Here is a 21533-nt window from a genome sequence, read left to right on the forward strand (position 1 = left end):
CGCGCAATGGCAGTCGACACGGAGCAGCCGGTGGTATTATTCTCAGTACACTAACTAATATCGGAGCTGCCTCAACGTGCCGGATGTACAGAAAAAGACGACGTCCCAGAAGCGCGTCGCAACTCAGAAGACAGACAACAATATTTTCGATCCGGCAAAGCAGGTGCTGTGGTCGCGGCCCGGCTATCTGGTGCGGCGCTTGAACCAGATCCACTACGCCATGTTCTACGAAGAATGCAAGACGCAGAACGTGACGCCTGTGCAGTACGGTGTGCTGACCGCGCTGTCGCTCAGCCCGTGGCTGGACCAGACCGCCATCGGCATGGAACTGGGCCTGGACCGCACCACCACCGCCGATGTCGTCAAGCGGCTACAGGAGCGCGGCTTGGTGGAACGCCGGGTCAATCCTACCGACAAGCGTTCGCGCCAGGCGGTGATTACCCCGGAAGGCTTGCGCATCATGGGACTGTTGCAGGAAGGCATGGCCCGGGCGCAGCAGCGCTTGCTGGAACCCTTGTCCACGCGCAATCAGGAAATCTTCATGAAGCTGCTTTCCACGCTGGTGGAAGCCAACAACCAGTACAGCCGCACGACCCTGAAGCCGATGTAAGGCGCAGGCGCCGCGCCCACGGCGCGCGCCTTTTCGCTTTCAGTTCTTCAGCGCGTTCATCCGGGCCACGCCGCGGGCGGCCTGCCCATCGCCCAGCGTGTTGCGCACCCAGATCAGTTCGGCGGCGATCGCCACCGCGATCTCGGCCGGCGTCTTGCTGGCGATGCCCAGGCCCACCGGGCCGTGCAGGCGGGCGATCTGGCTGTCGTCCAGGTCGAACAACCGCAGCCGCTCGCGCCGCTTTTCCTGGTTGGCGCGCGAACCCAGCGCGCCGACGTAAAACGCGCGGGACTTCAACGCTTCCAGTAGCGCCATGTCGTCCAGCTTGGGGTCGTGGGTGACGGCGACGATCGCGGTGCGCTCGTCGGTGCCAATTTCCAGTACCGCGTCGTCCGGCATGCTGGTCAGCAGCGTGGCCTGGGACGCGCTCCAATCGGTGAAGAACTCTTCGCGCGGGTCGCACACCGTGACGTGGAATTCCAGCGTCGCGGCGATGTCCGCCAACACGCGGGCCGTCTGGTTCGCGCCGATGATCAGCAGCCGCCAACGCGGGCCATACACGCTGCGGAAGATGCGGCCGTCGAAATCCGGCCCATCGGCGGGGCCGGCGGGCGACACTGACGTGTGGCCGTCCAGCAGGTCCACCGTGCGCTGGATCAGGCGGTGCTCGCGGATCGACGCCAGCACCCGGTCCAGCCATACCGTGTCGCGCAGCCGTTCGCTGATCAGGCGCAGCGTGCCGCCGCAAGGCAGGCCAAAGCGCGCGGCCTCGTCCCGCGTGACGCCGTAGGTCAGGCGGGCAGGGGCGTCTTCAAGCTCGCCGGCGCGGGCTCTTGCGATCAGATCGTCTTCGATGCACCCGCCGGACACCGAACCGGCTACCCGGCCGTCGTCGCGCACGGCCAGCATGGCGCCCGCTTGCCGGGGCGCCGAGCCCCAGGTCTGCACGACGGTGATCAGGTGCACGCGGCTGCCGGCGGCGACCCAGTCGCGGGCAAGTTGCAGTACGTCAAGGTCCAGGGCGTTCATCGGCTTCTCACTGAGGCGGGGCCCGCGGAAGAAGGCCGCGGGCACGGCATATGTTCACTGTACTGATGAGTCGGGGCGATGTCTCTAGTGTCTATCCCTACTATTTTCGCGCCTTTTTTCGACCTTGATCCGCGGGCCATGTCCCGCCCCGGGATTTCCCTAATTGGTCAGTACGCTGACTATAAAGTCAGTATACTGACGTAAATTCGGAAGCCGGACGGCGCGGATCCTCCCTTGCGGAGATGCCGTGCGTAGTTCCGGTTGTTCCAATCAAATAGTCAGTGTACTGATAATAGACGCTGGCATGCCGGGGCGGGGCAGGCGCCGCGCCATCACATTGGGAGCAGGGGAATGAGCAAAGTGCGCAAGATCGCGTTCGAGGAGCACTACACCGCGGTCGGATTCAAGGACTATTCAAAGAGCTTCGCGCAGCATATCGATCCCGCCGTGCTGGCCGACCTGGCGGCGCGGCTGGTGGATTTCGATGAAGTCCGGCTGGGCGAAATGGACCGCGCCGGCATTGACTACGTCATTCTGTCGCAGACCGGGCCCGGCGTGCAGGCGGAAGCCGATGCCGCGGTGGCGCTCAATCGGGCCAAGGAAAACAACGATTTCCTGGTCAGCCAGATCGCCCGGCATCCCACCCGGTATGGCGGCTTCGCCACCTTGCCGATGCACGATCCCCTGGTGGCGGCGGCGGAACTCACGCGTTGCGTGAAGCAACTGGGCTTCAAGGGCGCGCTGATCAACGGCCACACCAACGGCGTGTACTACGACGGCCGCGCCTATGACCCCTTCTGGGAACAGGTGCAAGAACTGGATGTGCCGATTTACCTGCATCCGAGCGACCCCTATGTGGTTCCGCAAGCCTATTCCGGCCATCCCGAGCTGGTGGGGGCGTCGTGGGGCTGGGGCGTCGAGACCGCCACGCATGCGCTGCGACTGTTGTTCGGCGGCGTGTTCGACCGCTATCCCGGCGTCAAGCTCATCCTGGGGCACATGGGCGAGGGCCTGCCGTTCCAACGGTGGCGCTTCGACAGCCGCTTCGCCGTGTATTCGCACGGCATCAAACTGGCGCGCGCGCCGTCGGAATACCTGGGCAGCAACATCGTCATCACGACGTCCGGCGTCTGTTCGCCGCCCACGTTGATGGCGGCCATCGCCGAAATGGGCCGCGAAGCCGTGATGTTCTCGGTGGACTACCCCTACGAATCGACGGCGCTGGCCGCCGAATTCATCGAACGGACGCCGATGGATGACGCCACCCGCGATCTGGTCTGCCACGGCAACGCGCGCCGGCTGTTCAAACTCTGATCCCTCCGGAAAAAGGAGCAACCATGCAAAGACCCTTCCGTATCGGCCAGATCGTGCCGAGCTCGAACACGACGATGGAAACCGAAATCCCCGCGATGCTGCTGGCGCGCCAGCAGATCCGGCCGGAGCGTTTCACATTCCACTCCAGCCGGATGCGCATGAAGAAAGTGGTGAAGGAGGAGCTGGCGGCGATGGACGGCGAGTCCGACCGCTGCGCGGTGGAACTGAGCGACGCGCGGGTGGACGTGCTGGGATACGCCTGCCTGGTGGCGATAATGGCGATGGGCCACGGCTATCACCGCGTGTCGGAAAAACGCCTGCAGGCGCACACGGCCGCCAACGGCGCGGATGCGCCCGTGATCACCAGCGCGGGGGCCCTGGTGGACGCGCTGAAGGTGATCGGCGCGCGCCGTATCGTGGTGGTGGCCCCGTACATGAAACCGTTGACCGAGCTGGTGGTGGACTATATCCGCAACGAAGGCTTCGAGGTGGTGGATTACCGCGCGCTGGAGATTCCGGACAATCTGGACGTGGGCCGGCACGACCCGGCACGCTTGCCGGAGATCGTTGCGCAGATGGACACCCGTGATGTCGACGCCATTGTGCTGTCGGCCTGCGTGCAGATGCCGTCGCTGCCGGCCATCGCCAAGGTCGAGGCGCAGACGGGCAGGCCGGTGATCACCGCCGCCGTGGCCACGACCTACGCCATCCTGAAGTCGCTGGACCTGGAACCGGTGGTCCCCGGCGCTGGCGCGCTGCTGTCGGGCGCCTACTGAGGAACGCAGCCATGAGCACCTATCTCTATGGCGGCAACGTCCATGCCAACGGCATCCGCCAGCACTACCTGCGCTACGGTGGCGCGCACACGGCGGGCCGCGATGCGGTCGTGATCGTGCCGGGCATCACCAGCCCTGCGGCAACCTGGGGCTTCGTTGGCGAGCGGTTCGGCAAGACGTTCGACACCTACCTGCTTGACGTGCGCGGCCGCGGCCTGTCGGAAGCCGGCGCGGCGCTGGACTACAGCCTGGACGCGCAAGCCGCCGACGTGCTGGCTTTCGCAGAAGCGCTGGGACTCGCGCGCTACAGCCTGGTCGGTCATTCCATGGGCGGGCGAATCGGCGTGCGCGCGGGCCGGACCCGGCCTGCCGGGTTGCGCCGCCTGGTGCTGGTCGATCCGCCGGTGTCCGGCCCCGGCCGCCGCCCTTATCCGGCCAAGCTGCCCTGGTATGTCGATTCCATGGCGCAGGCGCGCCACGGGATGGACGCCGAGGCCATGCGCGCCTTCTGCCCGACCTGGACGGACGCGCAGCGCCAACTGCGCGCGCAATGGCTGCACACCTGCGACGAGCGCGCCATTGTCCAAAGCTTCGACGCCTTCCAGACCGACGATATCCACGCCGACCTGCCGCTTTTGAATGTGCCGGTTCTGCTGGTGACGGCCGAAAAGGGCGACGTGGTGCTGGACGACGACGCGGCGGAAATCGCGCGCTTGGCGCCGGGCACGCGGCATCACCGGGTGCCGGCGGCCGGCCACATGATTCCGTGGGACAACGAGGAAGGCTTCTACGCGGCCTTCGGTGATTTCCTGGGCGCGCCGCTGGCGCGGGCCTGAACCGCCGGGCCGTCAAGCAAGGAGAAAATCATGCCTGTAAGCGACTATGAACTGGTGAAGGCCTGGCAGCAGGTGCTGACCTTGTCGAAGCTGCAAGCCGGTCAGTCGGTCACGGTGCTGACCAGCGCCGCGACTCACCCCCAAACGCTGTCGACGGCGCTGATCGCGGCGCAATCGATGGGGGCGGTGGTCAACCGGCTGGACTTGCCGCCCGTCAACGGCGAAAAGGCGTTAAGCCGCGATTCGCTGGCCTACCTGGGCACCACGCCGCTGACCGGAAACAAGCCCGCGATTGCCGCGCTGAAGGAAAGCGACCTGGTGCTGGACCTGATGACGCTGCTGTTTTCGCCGGAACAGCACGAGATCCTGGCCACCGGCACCAAGATCCTGCTGGCGGTCGAACCGCCCGAGGTGCTGGCGCGGCTGGTGCCTTCCGAGGCGGACCGGACCCGCGTGAAGGCCGCGGCCGCGCGCATCGGTGCGGCACGCGAGATGAGCGTGGTGTCGGCGGCCGGCACGGACTTGCGCTGCCCGCTGGGCGAGTTTCCGGCGATCAGCGAATACGGCTTCGTGGACGAGCCCGGGCGATGGGACCATTGGCCCAGCGGCTTTGTGCTGACCTGGCCGAACGAACGCGGCGCCAACGGCAGGATCGTGATCGATGCGGGCGACATCCTGCTGCCGCAAAAGCTGTACGTGCGTTCGCCGATCACGCTTACGGTCGAGGACGGTTTTGCCACTCGCATCGAAGGCGGGATCGACGCGGAGCTGTTGCGCGAATACGTGGCGTCGTTCCAGGACCCCGAGGCGTACGCGATTTCGCATATTGGCTGGGGCTTGCAGCCGCGCGCGCACTGGACCACGCTGGGCCTGTATGACCGCGAGGCCACCATCGGCATGGATGCGCGGGCGTACGAGGGCAACTTCCTGTTCTCGCTGGGTCCGAACAACGAGGCGGGCGGCAGCCGCACCACCACGTGCCATATCGATATCCCGTTGCGCGGCTGCACCGTGCGGCTGGACGGCGAGGACGTGGTGCGCCAGGGCAGGGTGCTGGATGGCGTCGCCCCGCAGCAATAGGCCACGGCGCCCAACAACCATCGATCAAGGAACCCGCTTCATGCATGACGACATCTCTGCCTACGAGCGCCAAGGCTTTGGCGCCACGATGACCCCCAAGCCGCCCTATGGCCTGCTGATCGTGGACCTGGTCAACGGCTTTGCCGACCCGGCCGTGTTCGGCGGGGGCAACATCGCCCCGGCCATCGCCCAGACGACGCATCTGCTGGCGCATGCGCGCAGCCAGGGCTGGCCGGTGGCGCACAGCCGCATCGTGTTCGCCGACGACGACGCCGACCACAACATCTTCACGCTGAAAGTTCCGGGCATGCTGACGCTGAAGGAAGCGCACCCCCACAGCGCGATCGTCCCTCAGTTGACGCCCGCCGCGGGGGAACTGGTGGTGCGCAAGACGGTGCCGTCGGCGTTCTTCGGCACCGGCCTGGCGGCATGGTTGACGCAGCGCGGGGTGCAGACGCTGCTGGTGGCGGGCGCGGTCACCAGCGGCTGCGTGCGGGCAAGCGTCGTGGACGCGATGCAGTACGGCTTTCGGCCGCTGGTGGTGTCCGACTGCGTGGGTGACCGCGCCATCGGCCCGCACGAGGCGAATCTGTTCGACATGCGCCAGAAGTACGCCACCGTTCTGACGTGCGAAGAAACCATGCGCGCGACGCTGGCCTGAAGACGCGGACGGCCCGCCAACGAAAAAGGGCCCGCCAACGGAAAAGGGGTTGCGCCTTGCTGGCGCAACCCCTTTTTTCATGTAGACGGGCGCTTGCCTACACCGGGTAGACCAGGTCATTGGCCAGGATGGTGGTGTCGTACACCACTTGGCGCTCTTTCAGCTTGAGCACGCCGTCTTCCCGGGTAAAGCGGTCATAGTAGGTGCCCGCCAGATGCAGGGTCGTGGGGCCTTCCACCAGGGTCTGCATCAGCATGAAGGCGGCCTGGGCTTCGATCTCGCCTTCAGGCGATTCGCAGGTTACGCGGGTGTTGCTGACCAGGTGCAGCATGTATCGCGGGGCGAACATCTGGGTGCGGGAGATGGCAACCGCGCGGTCGTGCATCATGGCGCGGCCTTCCGAGTAGACCAGCCCGACCGGCAGGCCCAGCTCGGCGTTCTCGCGCGCCGTCACGCGGTACAGGCCGTCTTCGGTGAAGAAGCCGGGCCAGGCTTCGACCAGGCCGGCGTCCAGCGTCGCGCAGTAGTCGGCGTGGAATTCATCGATTTCCTGGCGCAGCGCGATGGCGCGCGCCGGATCGATCTTGCGGGGGGAAAATTCGAATCGGGTTCTCATGTGTCTTGGTTCCTGCCTCAGAAGCCCATCACGCCGCGGTAGTAGCTGTACATCGAGCGGATCGCGGCCTCCGAAATCAGCGTGTTCGACGTGCCTTGCTTGCCGGATTCCAGCTTCAGCACGTTGACGTCCGTGCTGGCGCGCCGCACGCCTTCCTGCACGAACTTCATGGCTTCATTGTCTTCCAGCCCCAGGAACCCGGCCGGGCCCATCAGGTTGCCCTGGCGCAGGCGGTGGCGTTCCATGTCGGGCGTATCGTCTTCGTACCCGAACATGGTCCATTGCATGATCATGCTGTCGGGTCCGTTGGGCACGATCTGGCGCACGCCCAGCGTGTTCATCTCGCGCTGGACAATCAGGTTGGGCCACACGGTCTGCATCGTGACCGACCAGGGCGAGTCGAACTCTTTCACGAATTCCAGGAAGCGGTCGTCCTGCAGGTGCAAGCCGTCATGGAAAGAGCGCATTTCCTTCTTGTTCTCTTCGCTGACGGTGGCGTACTTGTCTTCGCTCTTGGCCGACGCCATGGTGCCATGGCGGCCGTGCACGGAATCCACGAGCATGGCCGATTTGTTGCCGGCCACCAGCAGCCCGAACACGACCAGGAACGAATGCAGCAGGGTCGCGTGGTAGGGATCCTTCAGGTTCTCGTGGTACATCTTCCAGTTGCACGGCAGTTCGTTGCGGTAGTAGCCGTGGATCTTCAGCTTCTTGCCGGGAAAGACGGTGTCGAAATCGGTCAGGATCTCGGGCGTCAGATACTCGTCGATGGGTTCGACGTCCGCACTGTACGACGCGAACACGACGCCGTGGCGCGTGGTCACGTGGAGCTTGCGCAGGCCGTGCTCGTCGTTCTTGAAGTCCTTGGGCATGCCGCCTTCGCGGTTCACGCCGCGCTTGAAGGGAATGCCTTGCAGGTTGCCTTTCAGGTCGTATGACCACTGATGGTACGGGCAGACGAATTCCTTCGCGTTGCCCTGGCTATGGCGGCAGAACTCCGCGCCACGGTGGGCGCAGCGGTTCTCGAATACGTTGACCGAACCGTCCTCGGCGCGCGAGACCACCACTGGCGTCGGTCCGACGTAAGAGCGCTTGTAGTCGCCCGGGTTCGGCAGTTCGGCCTCAAGCGCCACGTAGTTCCATGTCTTGCCATGGAAGATCTTCTCGACCTCCTGGTCGTACACGGCGCTGCTGGTATAGACCCAGTCGGGGATGTAGTGCAGCGCGTCCTCCGGCCAGACACAGTCGGCCAGGGCGGCGTCTTTCGAGGCTACCGTGCGGCCGATGACGGTTTGTGATTGATACATGAAAAGCTCCTGTCGAGGCGGGGCAACAATGGAATTCAGGGGGTGGCGGTGGCAAGTTGCTGGCAGGCTTTCACCAGCGGCTTGAGCGCCACGGTCTCGTCGGCGTAGCGCTGCGGATCGATACGCAAGCCTTGTTCGAACAGCACGCGCAACTGGCGCAGGTCGCCGCCCGCATTGATGGCGATGGCGTGGACCGGCACGCCGTCGCGGTGGCCCAGCCAGATGAACTTCGGCGCGTCGGATTCGCTTTGGGGCGTGCCGCGGCAGGTATAGGCCAGCCCGGGTTGCGGCAGGCCCAGCATCTGCACGTTGCAGCCGAACTGGTCCGTCCAGAACCACGGATAGGGTTCCCCGGGGGCCGGTTGCCCCAGCATGGCGGCGGCAGCGGCGCGCGCCTGTTCATTGGCGTTCTGCCACGACTCCAGCCGCAGCGCCATGTTCAGATGACGCCGGTGCTGGCTGGCGCAGTCGCCCGCGGCGTAGACGTCGGGGTCACTGCTGCGGCAGTCGGCGTCGATCGCAATGCCGCCGTTGGCGGGGTCCAGCGCCAGGCCGGCGTCGGCGGCCAGCGATACCTCGGGCGACAAGCCGATGGCAACGACCACCACGTCGGCGTCGATCACGGTGGCGTCGTGCAGTTCGATCGTGAAGCGGGCCTGATGCGGGACGGTGTCATCGGGAAGGGGCTGCCAGGCGCAGCGTGCAATGCGCGCGTCCAGGCGCAGCGTCACGCCGGCGTGACGGGCGCGTTCGGCCAGCCAATCGGACAAGGCCGGCGGCAGCACGCGTTCCAGCAGGCGCGCCGCGCTTTCCAGCACGGTCACGCGCGCGCCCAGGCCGCGCGCGGTGGACGCCACTTCCAGGCCAAGAAAGCCGCCGCCGATGACGGCGACGCGCGCGTCCGGCGTCAGGCTGGCGCGCAGCGCCGCCGCGTCGTCCAATGTCCTGATGTAATGCACGCCGGGTGTGCCGCGGGGCAGGTTGGGCAGTTCGCGCGCCCGGCCGCCGGTGGCAAGCAGGCAATGACGATAGTGCAGCCGACGCCCGTCGGCCAGGTGAACCAGATGGCCCGCGGGATCCAGCCGGACGGCTTCGGCGCCGGTCAGCAACGCGATGCGCCGCTGTTCATAAAAGCCGCCGGGGTGAACGGCCGTCTGCGCATGCGCGTCGGCCGCTTGCAGCACGGCCTTGGACAAAGGCGGGCGTTCATAGGGAGCATGCGTCTCGCGGCCGACCAGCGTGATGGGGCCTTCATGGCCCAGGTCGCGCAGGGCCGCCGCCGCAACCGCGCCGGACTGCCCGGCGCCGATGATGAGGATCGAGTCGGCGTCAGCCATGGTCAGCCCTGCACATCCGCGTAGATGTCCTGGCCTTCCACTTTGACCGGGTAAACACGGATGCCGCTGGTGGCCGGGGCGCACTTGGCTTCGCCGGTACGGATATCGAATCTGGCCTGGTGCAACGGGCATTCGATGCAGCCATCTTCCAGGTAGCCGTCGGACAGCAGCGCGTACGCGTGCGTACAGACGTTGTCCGATGCGAAGAATTCCCCTTCGCTACGATATAGCGCAAGCTGCTTCTCGCCGGCCGCGACGGGAATGACTTCGTCGTCATCGGTGAGCTGGTCGGTGGAGGCAATGCGGATCCAGTTCATATGGGCTCTCTAATCAGTATGCTGAGTAATGTGGTCAGTGTACTGCCCAAAAAATCAACTCAGGAGCTAGGGATTTCCCCGACGCGATGAAAGCGAGCGGCTTGCGGCGCGCTCGTAAGCGGCTGGAAACGCAGGGTTTTCGCGCGTTTCGAAGTGGGGATTAACCTTGTTGACACTCAAAATTACTGTCAGTATGCTGACTAACAATTCAGTGTGCTAACGTTTTTTTGGGTCTTGAAAATGCGGCGTTGGCATGGGTTGAGGCGGGTCCAAGGGGACTCAATCGAATCAGATCGGGAGCACTACATGCAACGACGCCGTTTCCTCGCACAAGCCGCTGGCGCCGCCGGCGCAGGACTTGCCACTGTCGGCATGCCCGCCATCGCGCAGTCCGCGCCGGCGGTGCGCTGGCGCATGTCGACCAGTTGGCCCAAGAGCCTGGACACCATCTATGGTTCGGCCGAAGAGCTTTGCAAGCGCGTGGCGCAGTTGACCGAAGGCAAGTTCGAGATCCGCGCGTTTCCGGGTGGCGAACTGGTGCCGGCCGCGCAGAACATGGACGCCGTCAGCAACGGGACGGTCGAATGCAACCACGTGCTTAGCACGGCCTATATCGGCAAGAACACGGCGCTGACTTTCGATACCGGCCTGTCGTTCGGGTTGAGCGCGCGCCAGCACAACGCGTGGGTCCATTCCGGCGGCGGCCTGAAGATGCTGCGGGCGCTCTATAAGAAGTACAACATCGTGAACCACGTCTGTGGCAACGTCGGCGTGCAGATGGGCGGCTGGTATCGCAAGGAAATCAAGTCGGTCGCCGACCTGAAAGGCCTGAACATGCGGATCGGCGGCATCGGCGGCATGGTGCTGTCCAAGCTGGGCGCGGTGCCGCAGCAGATCCCGCCTGGCGATATCTACCCGGCGCTGGAAAAGGGCACCATCGACGCGGCCGAGTGGATCGGGCCGTACGACGACGAGAAGCTGGGCTTCAACAAGGTGGCGCCTTACTACTATTCACCGGGGTGGTTCGAAGGCAGCGCCTCGATCACCAGCATGGTGCACGACAAGGCCTGGGATGCACTGCCCCCGGCCTACCAGGCCGCGTTCGAAGCCGCCGCAGGCGAGCAGACCATGCGCATGCTGGCCAACTACGACGCGCGCAACCCCAATGCGCTGCGCAAGCTGATCGCTGGTGGCGCCAAAGTCAGTTTCTTCCCCAAGGAAGTGATGGACGCCGCCTATAACGCGTCGCAGGAACTGTGGGTGGAACTGTCGGCCAAGAACCCGGACTTTGCCGCGATCTATCCGGATTGGAAAAAATTCCAGGTGGATCAGGCCGGCTGGTTCCGGGTGGCCGAAAGCCCGCTGGACAACTACACCTTCGCCGCGGTGGCGAAGGCGCAGGCCAAGTGACCCGGGGAGGCGACAGGCAGTCATGACGACAGAACACGCCAATGCGCACGGCCGGCCGGGCAAGCCGCAGGGAGTGGGCGCGCGCGTGCCGCGCAAGGAAGACGCGCGGCACCTGCACGGCAAGGGGAATTTCGTGGCCGACATGGCCATGCCGGGTTTGAGCGAAGTCGCGTTCCTGCGCAGCCCGCTCGCGCATGCGCGCATTTCGGCGGTGCGCGTGGCCGACGCGGTCGCCGGCAATGTGTTCCTGCGCCAGTCGATGCCCGATGCGCGCGATATCGTGGCCGATTCCACGCTGCCCACCTATCAGGCGTCGGCTCAGCCGCCACTAGCGTCGGGCAAGGTGCGTTTCGTGGGAGAGCCCGTCGCCATGGTGTTTGCGCCGACCCGCGCCGAAGCCGAGGACTATGCGGAACTGATCGAGGTCGACTACGACGACCTGCCGGTGTATGCCGACGTCGACAGCGCGCAGGCCGCTACCGGCGATCTGCTGCACGAGCAGTGGCGCGACAACGTCTTCGTCACGCTCAACGCCGACAAGGAGTTTGACGACTACGCGGCGCAGGCCGACGTGGTGGTCCGGCGCAAGATCGACCTGGCGCGCCAATGCATGGTGCCCATGGAAGGCAAGGCGGTGCTGGCGTACTGGGACCACCAGGCCGACCAACTGGTGGTGGTCAGCGCCACGCAAGTGCCGCATATGATCCGCAGCGTGCTGGCGCAATGCCTGGACCTGGAGCAGGGCCGCGTGCGGGTGGTGTCGCCCGATGTGGGCGGCGCCTTTGGGTACAAGTGCGTCTTGCAGCAGGAAGAACTGTGCGTGGCCTGGCTGGCCAAGACGTTCAAGCGGCCGTTCCGCTTCATCGAGGACCGTCGTGAACACCTGACCGCAGGCGCCAATTCGCGCGAGCACCATTACGAGATGGTGGCCTACGCCGACCGCCGCGGCAAACTGCTGGCGCTGGACGCCAGGATCACCATCGACGGCGGCGCCTATTCGGTCTGGCCGTTCACCATCGGCCTGGAACCGGGCCAAGCCATCGGAAACCTGCCCGGGCCTTACGCCTTCAAGGGATACCGCTGCGTCACGCGGGCGGTGGCCACCAACAAGCCCGGATTCGTGCCTTATCGCGGTGTGGCGCGCACCGGCGTGTGCTTCGCCATGGAATTGACGATGGACGCGATTGCGCGTGAAGTCGGGCGCGAGCCTTGGGAAGTTCGCGAGGAAAACCTGGTGCAGGGCGACCAGATGCCGTTCGTCAACGTCACCGGCAAGCACCTGGACAGCGGCGACTATCCCGCCAGCCTGCAACAGGCCATGGACATGATTGGCGTGGACGCGGTGCGCGAACGCCAGCGGCGCGGCGAAGCCGACGGCCGCTTGATCGGCGTGGGCCTGGCGACCTATACCGAGCAGGCCGCGCATGGCACGTCCGTGTTCGCCGCCTGGGGCACCCCCGTGATCCCGGGCTTCGACCAGGCGACGGCGCGGGTGACTCCCGACGGCGGTCTGGAACTGCGGGTGGGCGTGCATTCCCACGGGCAGGGCATGGAGACCACTTTCGCCCAGATCGCCAACGAAATCCTGGGCGTGGATGTGGGCAGCATCAAGCTGCTGCACGGCGACACAGGGCAGACGCCATTTTCCACGGGCACCTACGCGTCGCGTTCGCTCGTGATGTCGGGGGGCGCGGTGTCGCAGGCCTGTAAGCGCTTGCTGCCCCGGTTGACGCACATCGGCGCGCACTTGCTGCAGGCCGATCCCGCGAGCGTGTCCTGGAACCAGGACCGGCTGGAGGCGGACGGCAAGTCGGTGTCGGTGAAGGACGTAGCCGACGCCTGGTATCTGCGGCCGCAACTGTTGCCGCCCGATGTCGACCCCAGCGGCCTGGAGGTCACGGTGGGCTACAAGCCCAAGGTCGATACGGGTTGCTTCACGTATGCGACCCACGCGGCGGTGGTCGCGGTCGATCCCGGCACGGGCGGCGTCGAGATTCTGGACTACGTGGTGGTGGAGGATTGCGGGACCATGATCAATCCCATGGTGGTCGAAGGCCAGACCATCGGCGGCGTGGCCCAGGGCATCGGCACCGCCTTCTATGAAGAGACGCCTTACGACGAGAACGGCCAGCCCCTGGCGTCGACCCTGGCGGACTACATGCTGCCGGGCGCCACGGAAGTGCCCAACATGCGCCTGCATCATTTCGAGACCCCGTCGCCGCATACCGAATTCGGCGCCAAGGGCATGGGCGAGGGGGGCGCGATCGCGCCGCCTGCCGTGCTGTTCAACGCGGTCAACGATGCGCTGCGTCCGCTTGGCGCCGCGGAGCTGTTGCGCACGCCCTTGTCGCCCACGCGGGTGCTGGCCGCCATTGCGCAGGGCAAGCAGCCCGTTCAGGCCGCCGCCGAGGTGATGGCATGAAGGCCGCCGTATTCGAATACGCGCGCCCCGGCACGGTGCAGGAAGCCCTGGGCGCGCTGCGCGGCCACGATGGCCGCGCCAAGCTGATGGCCGGTGGCCAATCGCTGGGACCGATGCTGAACCTGCGTCTGGCACGGCCGCCCGTGGTGATCGACATTTCAGGCTTGGACGAGTTGCGGACCGTCACCCGGCAAGGCGGCATGCTGCGCGTGGGCGCGGCCGTGACGCACGCTGAAATCGAAGACGGCGTGCACGAACTCTTGCGCGGGACGCCGTTGCAACAGGTGGCGCCGGGCATTGCCTACCGTGCCATCCGCAACCGCGGGACCCTGGGCGGCAGCCTGGCGCATGCCGATCCGGCGGCCGACTGGGTACTGACCGTGGTCGGGCTGGGGGCGACGCTGGAAATCACCGGCCCCGACGGTGTGCGCATGCTGCCCGCAGAGGGCTACATGCAAGGCGCTTACACGACGGGACTGCGCGACGACGAATTGATCGCCGCGGTGCATGTGCCGGTCGCCAGCCCGCAGGCGCGCTGGGGCTACTACAAATTCTGCCGCAAGACGGGCGAGTTCGCCGAGGCCAGTTGCGCCGCCTGGTTTGATCCGGCGACGGGCGCCGCGCGGATTGTCGTGGGCGCCCTGGACGGCGCGCCCCAGTTGCTGCCCCGGTTGGCGGCGCGCATCGCGCAGCAGGGGCTGGCGGGCCTGGACGAGACGCTGCTGGCCGATGAACTGGCCGGCGTCATGCCGGACAAGGACGAACACCACCGCAAGCTGCACGGGACGGCGGTGGCGCGCTGCCTGGCTCAGGCATTGGGTTGACAGGAATAACCATGGTTCAGGTGACATTGGAAGTGAATGGCAAGCGCGTGTCGCACGAGGCGCCCGCGCGGATGCATCTGGGGGATTTCCTGCGGGATCAGGCGCGCCTGACCGGCACTCACCTCGGTTGCGAGCATGGCGTCTGCGGTGCTTGCACGGTGCTGGTGGACGGCGCGCCGGTGCGGTCCTGTATTTCGTTCGCGGTGGCTTGCGAAGGCCGGCAGGTGACGACCATCGAAGGCTACGACGCCGATCCGGTGATGCAACGGCTGCGCGCGGCCTTCACGAAGCACCACGCATTGCAATGCGGTTATTGCACGCCGGGCATGCTGGCGACCTCGCGCGATATCGTGCTGCGGCTGCCGCAGGCCGATGAGAGCCGGGTCCGGGTGGAGCTGTCCGGCAACCTTTGCCGCTGCACCGGCTACATGGGCATCGTCGCCGCCGTGATGTCGGTGCTGGCGGACTTGCGGGCGCAGCCCGACGCCGCCGTCGAGGCATTGCGCACGGCCCAGGCGCAGGGGCGCGGCGCGGCGCCAGCGGTAGAGAAACCCTTGGCGTTCGCCGGCTTCACGCCGACCGCGGACAGCGCCACCCAATCCACCCACCCCACCACCGACCCCGCGGCCAACTCCGCCAAGCCTGCCGCCCCGGCCGGCAAGAAAGAGGGCCGTGGCAGCCAGATCGACGGCGGCTTCCAGGTGCCGTTCCCGGCGGCGGACGTCTGGGCGTTCATGGTCGACTTGCCCGCCCTGGCCAGTTGCCTGCCGGGCGCCTCGATCGAATCGCACGAGGGCGACCGCGTCAAAGGCCGCGTCGCCATCAAGTTCGGGCCGATGGCCGCGGCCTTCAACGGCGCGGCCCGGCTGGAACGGGACGACGCCGCCATGCGGGCGGTGTTCCGCGGCGCCGGGCAGGATTCGCTCAGCCAGTCGCGCGCCAATGGCGATATCACCTATCAGCTTGAAGCGCTGTCGCCGACCGAGACGCGGGTCAACGTGAACCTGCTGTATTCGCTGCAAGGGCCGCTGGCGCAGTTTTCACGGTCGGGACTGGTGCAGGATTTCGTGCGCCGCATGATCGCCGACTTCGGCAACAACGTGACGGCCCGGCTGCGTCAGCCCGCCGGCCAGGGTGAACCTCTGGTTCAAGCCAGTTTCAATCCCACGGCCATGTTCTTCGGCGTGCTGTGGGCGCGCATCAAGCGTTGGTTCGGCCGCGGCGGCTGAGCGCGGACGGGGAAGGGCCGCCGCAAAGGCGGCCCCACAGTGTCGACGAATGACGGGGAAAACCATGCACGCGGTATTCGCAAGAGGGTGGCGCAAAGCGGTATTGGGCCTGGCGGCGGCCGGGTTGAGCGCATCGGCCTGGGCGCAAGCGCCAGAGCCGCTGAAGGTGCGGTTGGACTGGACGCCGTGGGGCGTGCACGGCGCGTTTCACCTGGCCCAGCAAAAGGGCTGGTACAAGCAGGCCGGGCTGGACGTATCGCTGGAAGACGGCAATGGGTCGGTCACGACGGTGCAGATCGTCGGGGCGGGCGACAGTTTCGACGTGGGGCACGCCGCGTTGGCCTCGATGATGATCGCCCGCGAGAAGGGCATGCCCGTCAAGGCGGTGGCGGTGTTCGCGCGCCAGAGCGATATCGGGTTGCTGGTTCCCGCCGACGCTGGCATTACCGGGCCCGCCCAACTGAAGGGCAAGAAGGTGGCGTACACCGCCGGTTCGCTGGAAGCGCCGTTCATCGATGCCTTCCTGGCCGCGGGCAAGCTCAAAAAGAGCGACCTTGAACTGATCAACGTGGACGCCGCCGGCAAAGCCTCCACCTATGCCGTGGGGCGGGCCGACGCGGCGTTCTCCACGATTCCGTTCTTCCTGCCCGTCGTCTCGCAGAACCGGCCGTCCCGCGCGGTGCGTTTTGCCGACTTCGGCCTGAACATGCCCAGCTTCGGCCTGTTTGCCAACGAATCCAAGCTGGCGCAGCGGCGCGAGGCCATCGCGCGATTTGCCGGCGTGACGGCGCGCGCCTGGGAATACATCTACGCCGGGCATCAGGACGAGGCGGTGGCCGCCATTCTGGCGCAACGGCCGCAGGCCCGGCTGGACAAGAAGGTGCTGCGTGGCCAGATCGACGCCTTGCAGCCGTACTTCGGGCAGCCCGCGCCCGGCGCGCGCCTGGGCGCCATCGTGCCGCAGGATTGGACGGAGGCCGTCAAGACGCTGTCCTCCGTGGGGCTGGTCGGCGCGGGCGCCGCGCCCGCATCGTTCTACGTGCCGGACCTGGCGCACCCGGAGCGCTACGACAACCTGGTGCAACCATGATGCCGTGGGCCGTCGACGCGCGGAATGTGCGCAAACGTTATCCCGGGGCATCGGGCGTGGAGGCGCTGGCCTCGGTATCGGTCGAGGTGCCGTCAGGCCGATTCGTCAGCATCCTGGGGCCTAGCGGTTGCGGCAAGAGCACGTTCCTGCGCTGCGTGGCCGGCCTGGAAACGATCTCCAGCGGCGAGCTGAGCGTGGCGGGCGTGCCGGTGCAGGGGCCGCCACAAGGCATGGGCATGGTGTTCCAGCGCGATGCGCTACTGGAATGGCGCAATGTCTGGCGCAACATCCTGCTGCCGATTGAATTCGCGCACAAGCCCGTGGCGGCATACGAGGACAAGGTGCGCGGGCTGCTGGCCCTGACTGGCCTGGAAGCGTTTGCCCAGAGCTATCCACGCGAACTGTCCGGCGGCATGCGCCAGCGCGCCGCGATCTGCCGCGCCCTGGTCGATGACCCGCAACTGCTTCTGATGGACGAGCCTTTCGGCGCGTTGGACGCCCTGACTCGCGACCAGATGAACGTAGAGCTGCAGCGGATCTGGATGGAAACGCGCAACACGGTGTTGTTCGTGACCCACGGCATCGCCGAGGCGGTGTTCCTGGGTGACGTGGTGATGGTGTTTTCGCCGCGTCCCGGCCGCATCCTCGAGACCATCGATATCGACCTGCCGCGGCCCCGGCCGCTGGCGCTGCGCGAAACGCCGGCTTTCGGCGAATACGTGCGGCACATTCGGGGGCTGTTCCAGCAAATGGGCCTGATCGACGAGGGCGCCCGGGCCGACGCGCGCGTGGAGACAGCCCGATGATCCGGCTATTGCGCGGAACGGCTCGCCGGATGGCGGGCCTGCTGTCGGTGGCCGTGTTCCTGCTGTTGTGGGAGTTCGCCGCGCGGGTATTCCAGGTGCGCCCCATCATGCTGCCGCTGCCCGGGCAGGTGGTGCTGGAACTGGCGTCCGAGTGGCGCTGGTACGCCGGGCACGCCGCCTACACCTTGATGACGACGCTTGCCGGCTTTGCGCTGGCGGTGGCGGGCGGCGTGGCGATCGCCATCATGCTGGTCGGGTCGCGCTGGTTCGAACGCTTCATCTACCCCTTGATCGTGGCGCTGAACAGCGTGCCGAAGGTCGCCATCGCGCCCTTGTTCGTGATCTGGATGGGCACGGGCGCCGAACCGAAGATCGCCATCGCGTTCCTGATCGCCGTGTTCGCGATCATCGTGGACACCGTCCATGGCCTGCGTTCGGTGCCGCAAGACGTGCTGGACCTGGGACGGGTGCTGAAGGGTTCGCGGCGCGATTTCTTCTTCAAGGTGCGGCTGCCCAGCGCGCTGCCCTCGATCCTGGCGGGTATGAAGGTGTCGATATCGCTGGCGCTGGTGGGCGCCATCGTCGGCGAGTTCGTGTCGTCGCAGCGCGGCCTGGGCTACGTGATCATGAGCGCGCAGGGCACCTTCGACACCGTAAGGGTATTTGCCGCGATCTTCGTGCTGGCGCTGATGGGCATGCTGCTGTTCGCGCTGTTGGCGTGGCTGGAACGCCGGTCGACGCCGTGGCTGGCGCATCACCGCGAAGACGGCTGAGGCGGGTTCCCGGCACGGGGCGGTAAGCCGCGCCGGGTCCGGGCAAACGTGTGATCAAAAACGTGTGGTCAAAAAACAATTCTGGGGAAAACAGATGCAAGCATTACTCGCCTTGTCGCGCGGCATAGACGCGATCAACCTGCGGATGGGCCGGGTGGTGTCCTGGGTGACGCTGCTGGTCGTCCTGGTCAGCGCCGGCAACGCCATCGTGCGCAAGGTTTTTCACTACAGCTCCAACGCCTGGCTGGAATTGCAGTGGTACATGTTCGGCGCCATGTTCCTGCTGACGGCGGGCTACACGCTGCTGAAGAACGACCATGTGCGCGTGGACATCATCGCCTCGCGCCTGTCGCGGCGCGCCCAGGTCTGGATCGAGATCTTCGGCGTGCTGTGCTTCCTGCTGCCGGCGTGCGTGCTGATCATGATGCTGTCCTGGCCGGTGTTCATGGATTCCTACCTGAGCAACGAGCAGTCCTCCAACTCGGGCGGCCTGATTCGCTGGCCCGTCAAACTGCTGATACCCGTGGGGTTCGCGTTGCTGGTGCTGGCCGGCCTGTCGCACCTGATCAAGTGCATCGGCTTCCTGATGGGGCGTTGCCGCGACCCGCGTGAACGCGAGGGCGCCAAGAGCGCGGAAGCGGAATTGGCCGAAGAAATCGCCCGTGAAGCGCAAGCGCGCGAAGCGGCCGCACTGCGTGAACTGAACAACAAGGGCGGCTGATCATGGAGTTCTTCATTGCCAATCTGGCGCCGATCATGTTCGCGACGCTGATCATCTTCCTGCTGATGGGCTTTCCCGTCGCGTTCGCGCTGGCGGCCAACGGCATCCTGTTCGGCCTGGTGGGGATGGAACTGGGATTGCTCAATTCCTCGCTGTTCCAGGCGTTGCCGCAACGGGTGTTCGGCATCATTTCCAACGACACGCTGCTGGCGGTGCCGTTCTTCACGCTGATGGGCCTGGTGCTTGAGCGGTCAGGCATGGCCGAGGACCTGCTTGAGACGATCGGGCAACTGTTCGGCTCGGTCCGGGGCGGGCTGGCCATCGCGGTGGTGTTCGTGGGCGCGATGCTGGCCGCGACCACGGGCGTGGTGTCGGCGTCGGTCATTTCGATGGGGCTGATTTCGCTGCCGATCATGCTGCGCAACGGCTATGACCGGAAACTGGCCAGCGGCGTGATCGCGGCGTCGGGCACGCTGTCGCAGATCATCCCGCCGTCGCTGGTGCTGATCATCCTGGCCGACCAGCTTGGCCGTTCGATCGGCGACATGTACCGGGCGGCGATGGTGCCGGGCTTCGTGCTGGCCGGCGTGTACATCGTCTATGTGGTCGCCATTAGCCTGCTGAAACCGGCTTCGGCGCCCGCGCTGCCCGAAGAGGCGCGCCGCTTCCAGGAACCGAACGGCACGCGCGGCGGGCGTTCGTTGCTGGTGCTGATGCTCATTTCCGCGGTGTCGGCGTACTTCCTGGGGCGCTGGGTCGAGAACAACACCGCGCCGGTCGACGAGCGCATCGTGGTGGCGCTGCTGTTCTGGGGCGCCACGGCCTTCGTCATCGCGCTGGTCAACAAGGTATTGCGGCTGGGCCTGCTGTCGGCGCTGGCCGAGCGGGTCACGTTCGTGATGATTCCGCCGCTGGCGCTGATCTTCCTGGTGCTGGGCACGATCTTCATTGGCGTGGCGACGCCGACCGAAGGCGGCGCCATGGGGGCGGTGGGCGCTATCCTGATGGCCCTGGTCCGCCGCCGTCTGACGCTGGACCTGATGAAGCAGGCGATGGACACGACGACCAAGCTGTCCTGCTTCGTGGTGTTCATTCTGGTGGGGTCGACCGTGTTCGGCCTGACGTTCCGCGCCGTCAACGGCGACCTCTGGGTCGAACACCTGCTGACCGGCCTGCCTGGCGGACAATGGGGTTTCCTGATCGTCGTCAGCGTCCTGACCTTCGTGCTGGCCTTCTTCCTGGATTTCTTCGAACTGGCCTTCATCATCGTGCCGTTGCTGGGGCCGGTGGCCGACAAGCTGGGCATCGACCTGATCTGGTTCGGCGTGATCCTGGCCGTCAACATGCAGACGTCGTTCATGCATCCGCCCTTTGGCTTCGCGCTGTTCTACCTGCGGTCCGTGGCCCCGCGGGACCGCTACAAGGACCGGGTCACCGGGAAGATGATCGAGCCGGTCACCACCGGGCAGATCTATTGGGGTTCGGTGCCGTTCATCGTGATCCAGCTGCTGATGGTGGCAGCGGTGATGGCCTTCCCGGGCATGGTGATGCACTACAAGAGCGACGCGTCAGTGGTCGATCCCGGCTCGGTGTCGCTGGAAGTGGGCGGGGCGTATGGGGGCGGGGCCTATGGCGCCGATTCCGATCCGTTCAAGTAGCCGGGGCAGGGCGGGGCGGGCGGCAGCCCGGGGCTAGCGCCCCGGCCGCGCCAGCTCGGACGCCAGGTAGGCATCGCGCGAGGGCAGCAGGTGGTCGCGGCACACCGTCATCAATGCGGCCCGGTCGCCGTCGCGCAGCGCCTGGATCATGGCCCAGTGCTCCTGGCGGGCGCGTTCGCGGTAACCGGCCGCCACCAACGTGCCGAAGCGGATGGGGTGGGTGCGCCGGGCGTATTCCTCGATGGCCTGGCCCAGCACGGCGTTGTCCAGCAGTCCGAAGAATTCGTGGTGGAAACGCTGGTTGCTGCGGAACACGCGCCGCGCGTCGCCATCGGCGACGGCCGCGTCGTGTTCCCGCTGCACCGACACCAGCGCCGCCAGCCGCGCTTCGGGCACGGGCAGCGGCATCTGGCTGGCGGCATGCACTTCCAGGACTTCGCGCAGCGCATACAGTTCCATCACCTCACGGGTGGAAAACGCCCGCACGACGGCGCCGATGTTGCGCTTTTTCTCCACGACGCCCAATAGCTCGAGTTCGGCCAGCACTTGCCGCACGGCGTGGCGCTTCATGGAGAAGCGCGCCATCAGCTCGTCCTCGGTCAGGCGTTCGCGCGGGTGCAGCCGGCCGAAGATGATGTCTTCTTCCAGGGCGGCCACCGCGCTCTGCGTGGCGTCGGGGGCCTCTGCTTGCAGGGCGTCGGGCGTGATGGCGTTCAT

Annotated in this window: 21 protein-coding genes; 15 read left to right on the forward strand and 6 right to left on the reverse strand. The window is 66.3% G+C overall.

Annotation, left to right across the window (positions count from 1 at the left end; all coding sequences use genetic code 11):
• The first annotated feature begins 142 nt into the window (after positions 1 to 142).
• Positions 143 to 610 carry a MarR family winged helix-turn-helix transcriptional regulator gene (locus tag CQ050_RS28625; protein ID WP_369868999.1) on the forward strand — a complete coding sequence of 156 codons (468 nt, stop codon included), beginning with the start codon at positions 143 to 145 and terminating at the stop codon, positions 608 to 610.
• A gap of 39 nt (positions 611 to 649) precedes the next feature.
• On the opposite strand, the gene CQ050_RS28630 is transcribed toward CQ050_RS28625, so the two are convergent.
• On the reverse strand, positions 650 to 1639 hold the full coding sequence (locus CQ050_RS28630; protein ID WP_105560219.1) for an XdhC family protein: 990 nt from the start codon (positions 1637 to 1639) through the stop codon (positions 650 to 652).
• 351 nt (positions 1640 to 1990) lie between these two features.
• Here CQ050_RS28630 and CQ050_RS28635 point away from each other — a divergent pair, with 351 nt between their 5' ends.
• Genes CQ050_RS28635 through CQ050_RS28655 form a run of 5 tightly spaced genes read left to right on the forward strand, consistent with a single transcriptional unit; the run spans position 1991 to position 6306 of the window.
• Positions 1991 to 2953: an amidohydrolase family protein gene (locus tag CQ050_RS28635; RefSeq protein WP_105560220.1), complete on the forward strand. Its 963-nt coding sequence runs from the start codon at positions 1991 to 1993 to the stop codon at positions 2951 to 2953.
• A 23-nt stretch (positions 2954 to 2976) separates the two neighbouring features.
• Positions 2977 to 3729, forward strand: a complete 753-nt coding sequence (locus tag CQ050_RS28640; protein ID WP_105560221.1) for an Asp/Glu racemase — start codon at positions 2977 to 2979, stop codon at positions 3727 to 3729.
• Positions 3730 to 3740: 11 nt separating this feature from the next.
• Positions 3741 to 4565: an alpha/beta fold hydrolase gene (locus CQ050_RS28645; protein WP_105560222.1), complete on the forward strand. Its 825-nt coding sequence runs from the start codon at positions 3741 to 3743 to the stop codon at positions 4563 to 4565.
• Positions 4566 to 4595: 30 nt separating this feature from the next.
• Positions 4596 to 5645 (forward strand): 2,5-dihydroxypyridine 5,6-dioxygenase, encoded by a 1050-nt coding sequence (locus CQ050_RS28650; protein WP_105560223.1) that lies wholly within the window; start codon positions 4596 to 4598, stop codon positions 5643 to 5645.
• Between the two features lie 40 nt (positions 5646 to 5685).
• On the forward strand, positions 5686 to 6306 hold the full coding sequence (locus CQ050_RS28655; RefSeq protein WP_105560224.1) for an N-carbamoylsarcosine amidohydrolase: 621 nt from the start codon (positions 5686 to 5688) through the stop codon (positions 6304 to 6306).
• Positions 6307 to 6403: 97 nt separating this feature from the next.
• Here CQ050_RS28655 and CQ050_RS28660 read toward each other — a convergent pair whose 3' ends face one another.
• Genes CQ050_RS28660 through CQ050_RS28675 form a run of 4 tightly spaced genes read right to left on the reverse strand, consistent with a single transcriptional unit; the run spans position 6404 to position 9883 of the window.
• A complete protein-coding gene (locus tag CQ050_RS28660) occupies positions 6404 to 6922 on the reverse strand; it encodes a nuclear transport factor 2 family protein (RefSeq protein WP_105560225.1) in 519 nt (172 codons plus the stop codon).
• A 17-nt stretch (positions 6923 to 6939) separates the two neighbouring features.
• Positions 6940 to 8229: an aromatic ring-hydroxylating dioxygenase subunit alpha gene (locus tag CQ050_RS28665; protein WP_105560226.1), complete on the reverse strand. Its 1290-nt coding sequence runs from the start codon at positions 8227 to 8229 to the stop codon at positions 6940 to 6942.
• 35 nt (positions 8230 to 8264) lie between these two features.
• Entirely contained in the window at positions 8265 to 9566 is a 1302-nt protein-coding gene (locus CQ050_RS28670; protein WP_105560227.1) for an NAD(P)/FAD-dependent oxidoreductase, read from the reverse strand.
• A gap of 2 nt (positions 9567 to 9568) precedes the next feature.
• Positions 9569 to 9883 carry a non-heme iron oxygenase ferredoxin subunit gene (locus CQ050_RS28675; RefSeq protein ID WP_105560228.1) on the reverse strand — a complete coding sequence of 105 codons (315 nt, stop codon included), beginning with the start codon at positions 9881 to 9883 and terminating at the stop codon, positions 9569 to 9571.
• A 306-nt stretch (positions 9884 to 10189) separates the two neighbouring features.
• Here CQ050_RS28675 and CQ050_RS28680 point away from each other — a divergent pair, with 306 nt between their 5' ends.
• The 9 genes from CQ050_RS28680 (at position 10190) to CQ050_RS28720 (ending at position 20816) form a co-directional block, all read left to right on the forward strand.
• Complete coding sequence (locus CQ050_RS28680; protein WP_105560229.1) at positions 10190 to 11293, forward strand: TRAP transporter substrate-binding protein; 1104 nt, start codon at positions 10190 to 10192, stop codon at positions 11291 to 11293.
• Positions 11294 to 11315: 22 nt separating this feature from the next.
• A complete protein-coding gene (locus CQ050_RS28685) occupies positions 11316 to 13715 on the forward strand; it encodes a xanthine dehydrogenase family protein molybdopterin-binding subunit (RefSeq protein WP_105560230.1) in 2400 nt (799 codons plus the stop codon).
• Complete coding sequence (locus CQ050_RS28690) at positions 13712 to 14539, forward strand: xanthine dehydrogenase family protein subunit M (protein WP_105560231.1); 828 nt, start codon at positions 13712 to 13714, stop codon at positions 14537 to 14539. The genes CQ050_RS28685 and CQ050_RS28690 overlap by 4 nt, the downstream gene beginning before the upstream one ends.
• Before the next feature lie 5 nt (positions 14540 to 14544).
• Positions 14545 to 15768: a 2Fe-2S iron-sulfur cluster-binding protein gene (locus CQ050_RS28695; protein ID WP_105560253.1), complete on the forward strand. Its 1224-nt coding sequence runs from the start codon at positions 14545 to 14547 to the stop codon at positions 15766 to 15768.
• A gap of 64 nt (positions 15769 to 15832) precedes the next feature.
• Positions 15833 to 16858: an ABC transporter substrate-binding protein gene (locus tag CQ050_RS28700; protein ID WP_105560232.1), complete on the forward strand. Its 1026-nt coding sequence runs from the start codon at positions 15833 to 15835 to the stop codon at positions 16856 to 16858.
• Positions 16855 to 17664 (forward strand): ABC transporter ATP-binding protein, encoded by an 810-nt coding sequence (locus CQ050_RS28705; RefSeq protein WP_105560233.1) that lies wholly within the window; start codon positions 16855 to 16857, stop codon positions 17662 to 17664. The genes CQ050_RS28700 and CQ050_RS28705 overlap by 4 nt, the downstream gene beginning before the upstream one ends.
• Positions 17661 to 18437 carry an ABC transporter permease gene (locus CQ050_RS28710; RefSeq protein WP_105560234.1) on the forward strand — a complete coding sequence of 259 codons (777 nt, stop codon included), beginning with the start codon at positions 17661 to 17663 and terminating at the stop codon, positions 18435 to 18437. Before CQ050_RS28705 ends, CQ050_RS28710 begins: the two co-directional genes overlap by 4 nt.
• 94 nt (positions 18438 to 18531) lie before the next feature.
• The gene (locus tag CQ050_RS28715; protein ID WP_105560235.1) at positions 18532 to 19158 is read left to right on the forward strand and encodes a TRAP transporter small permease subunit; all 627 of its coding nucleotides are present in this window, start codon (positions 18532 to 18534) and stop codon (positions 19156 to 19158) included.
• 2 nt (positions 19159 to 19160) lie between these two features.
• Complete coding sequence (locus tag CQ050_RS28720; protein WP_105560236.1) at positions 19161 to 20816, forward strand: TRAP transporter large permease subunit; 1656 nt, start codon at positions 19161 to 19163, stop codon at positions 20814 to 20816.
• 33 nt (positions 20817 to 20849) lie between these two features.
• On the opposite strand, the gene CQ050_RS28725 is transcribed toward CQ050_RS28720, so the two are convergent.
• Entirely contained in the window at positions 20850 to 21533 is a 684-nt protein-coding gene (locus tag CQ050_RS28725; RefSeq protein WP_199196956.1) for a GntR family transcriptional regulator, read from the reverse strand.

It is taken from the genome of Achromobacter sp. MYb9 (assembly GCF_002975275.1).
Lineage (GTDB): Bacteria > Pseudomonadota > Gammaproteobacteria > Burkholderiales > Burkholderiaceae_B > Achromobacter.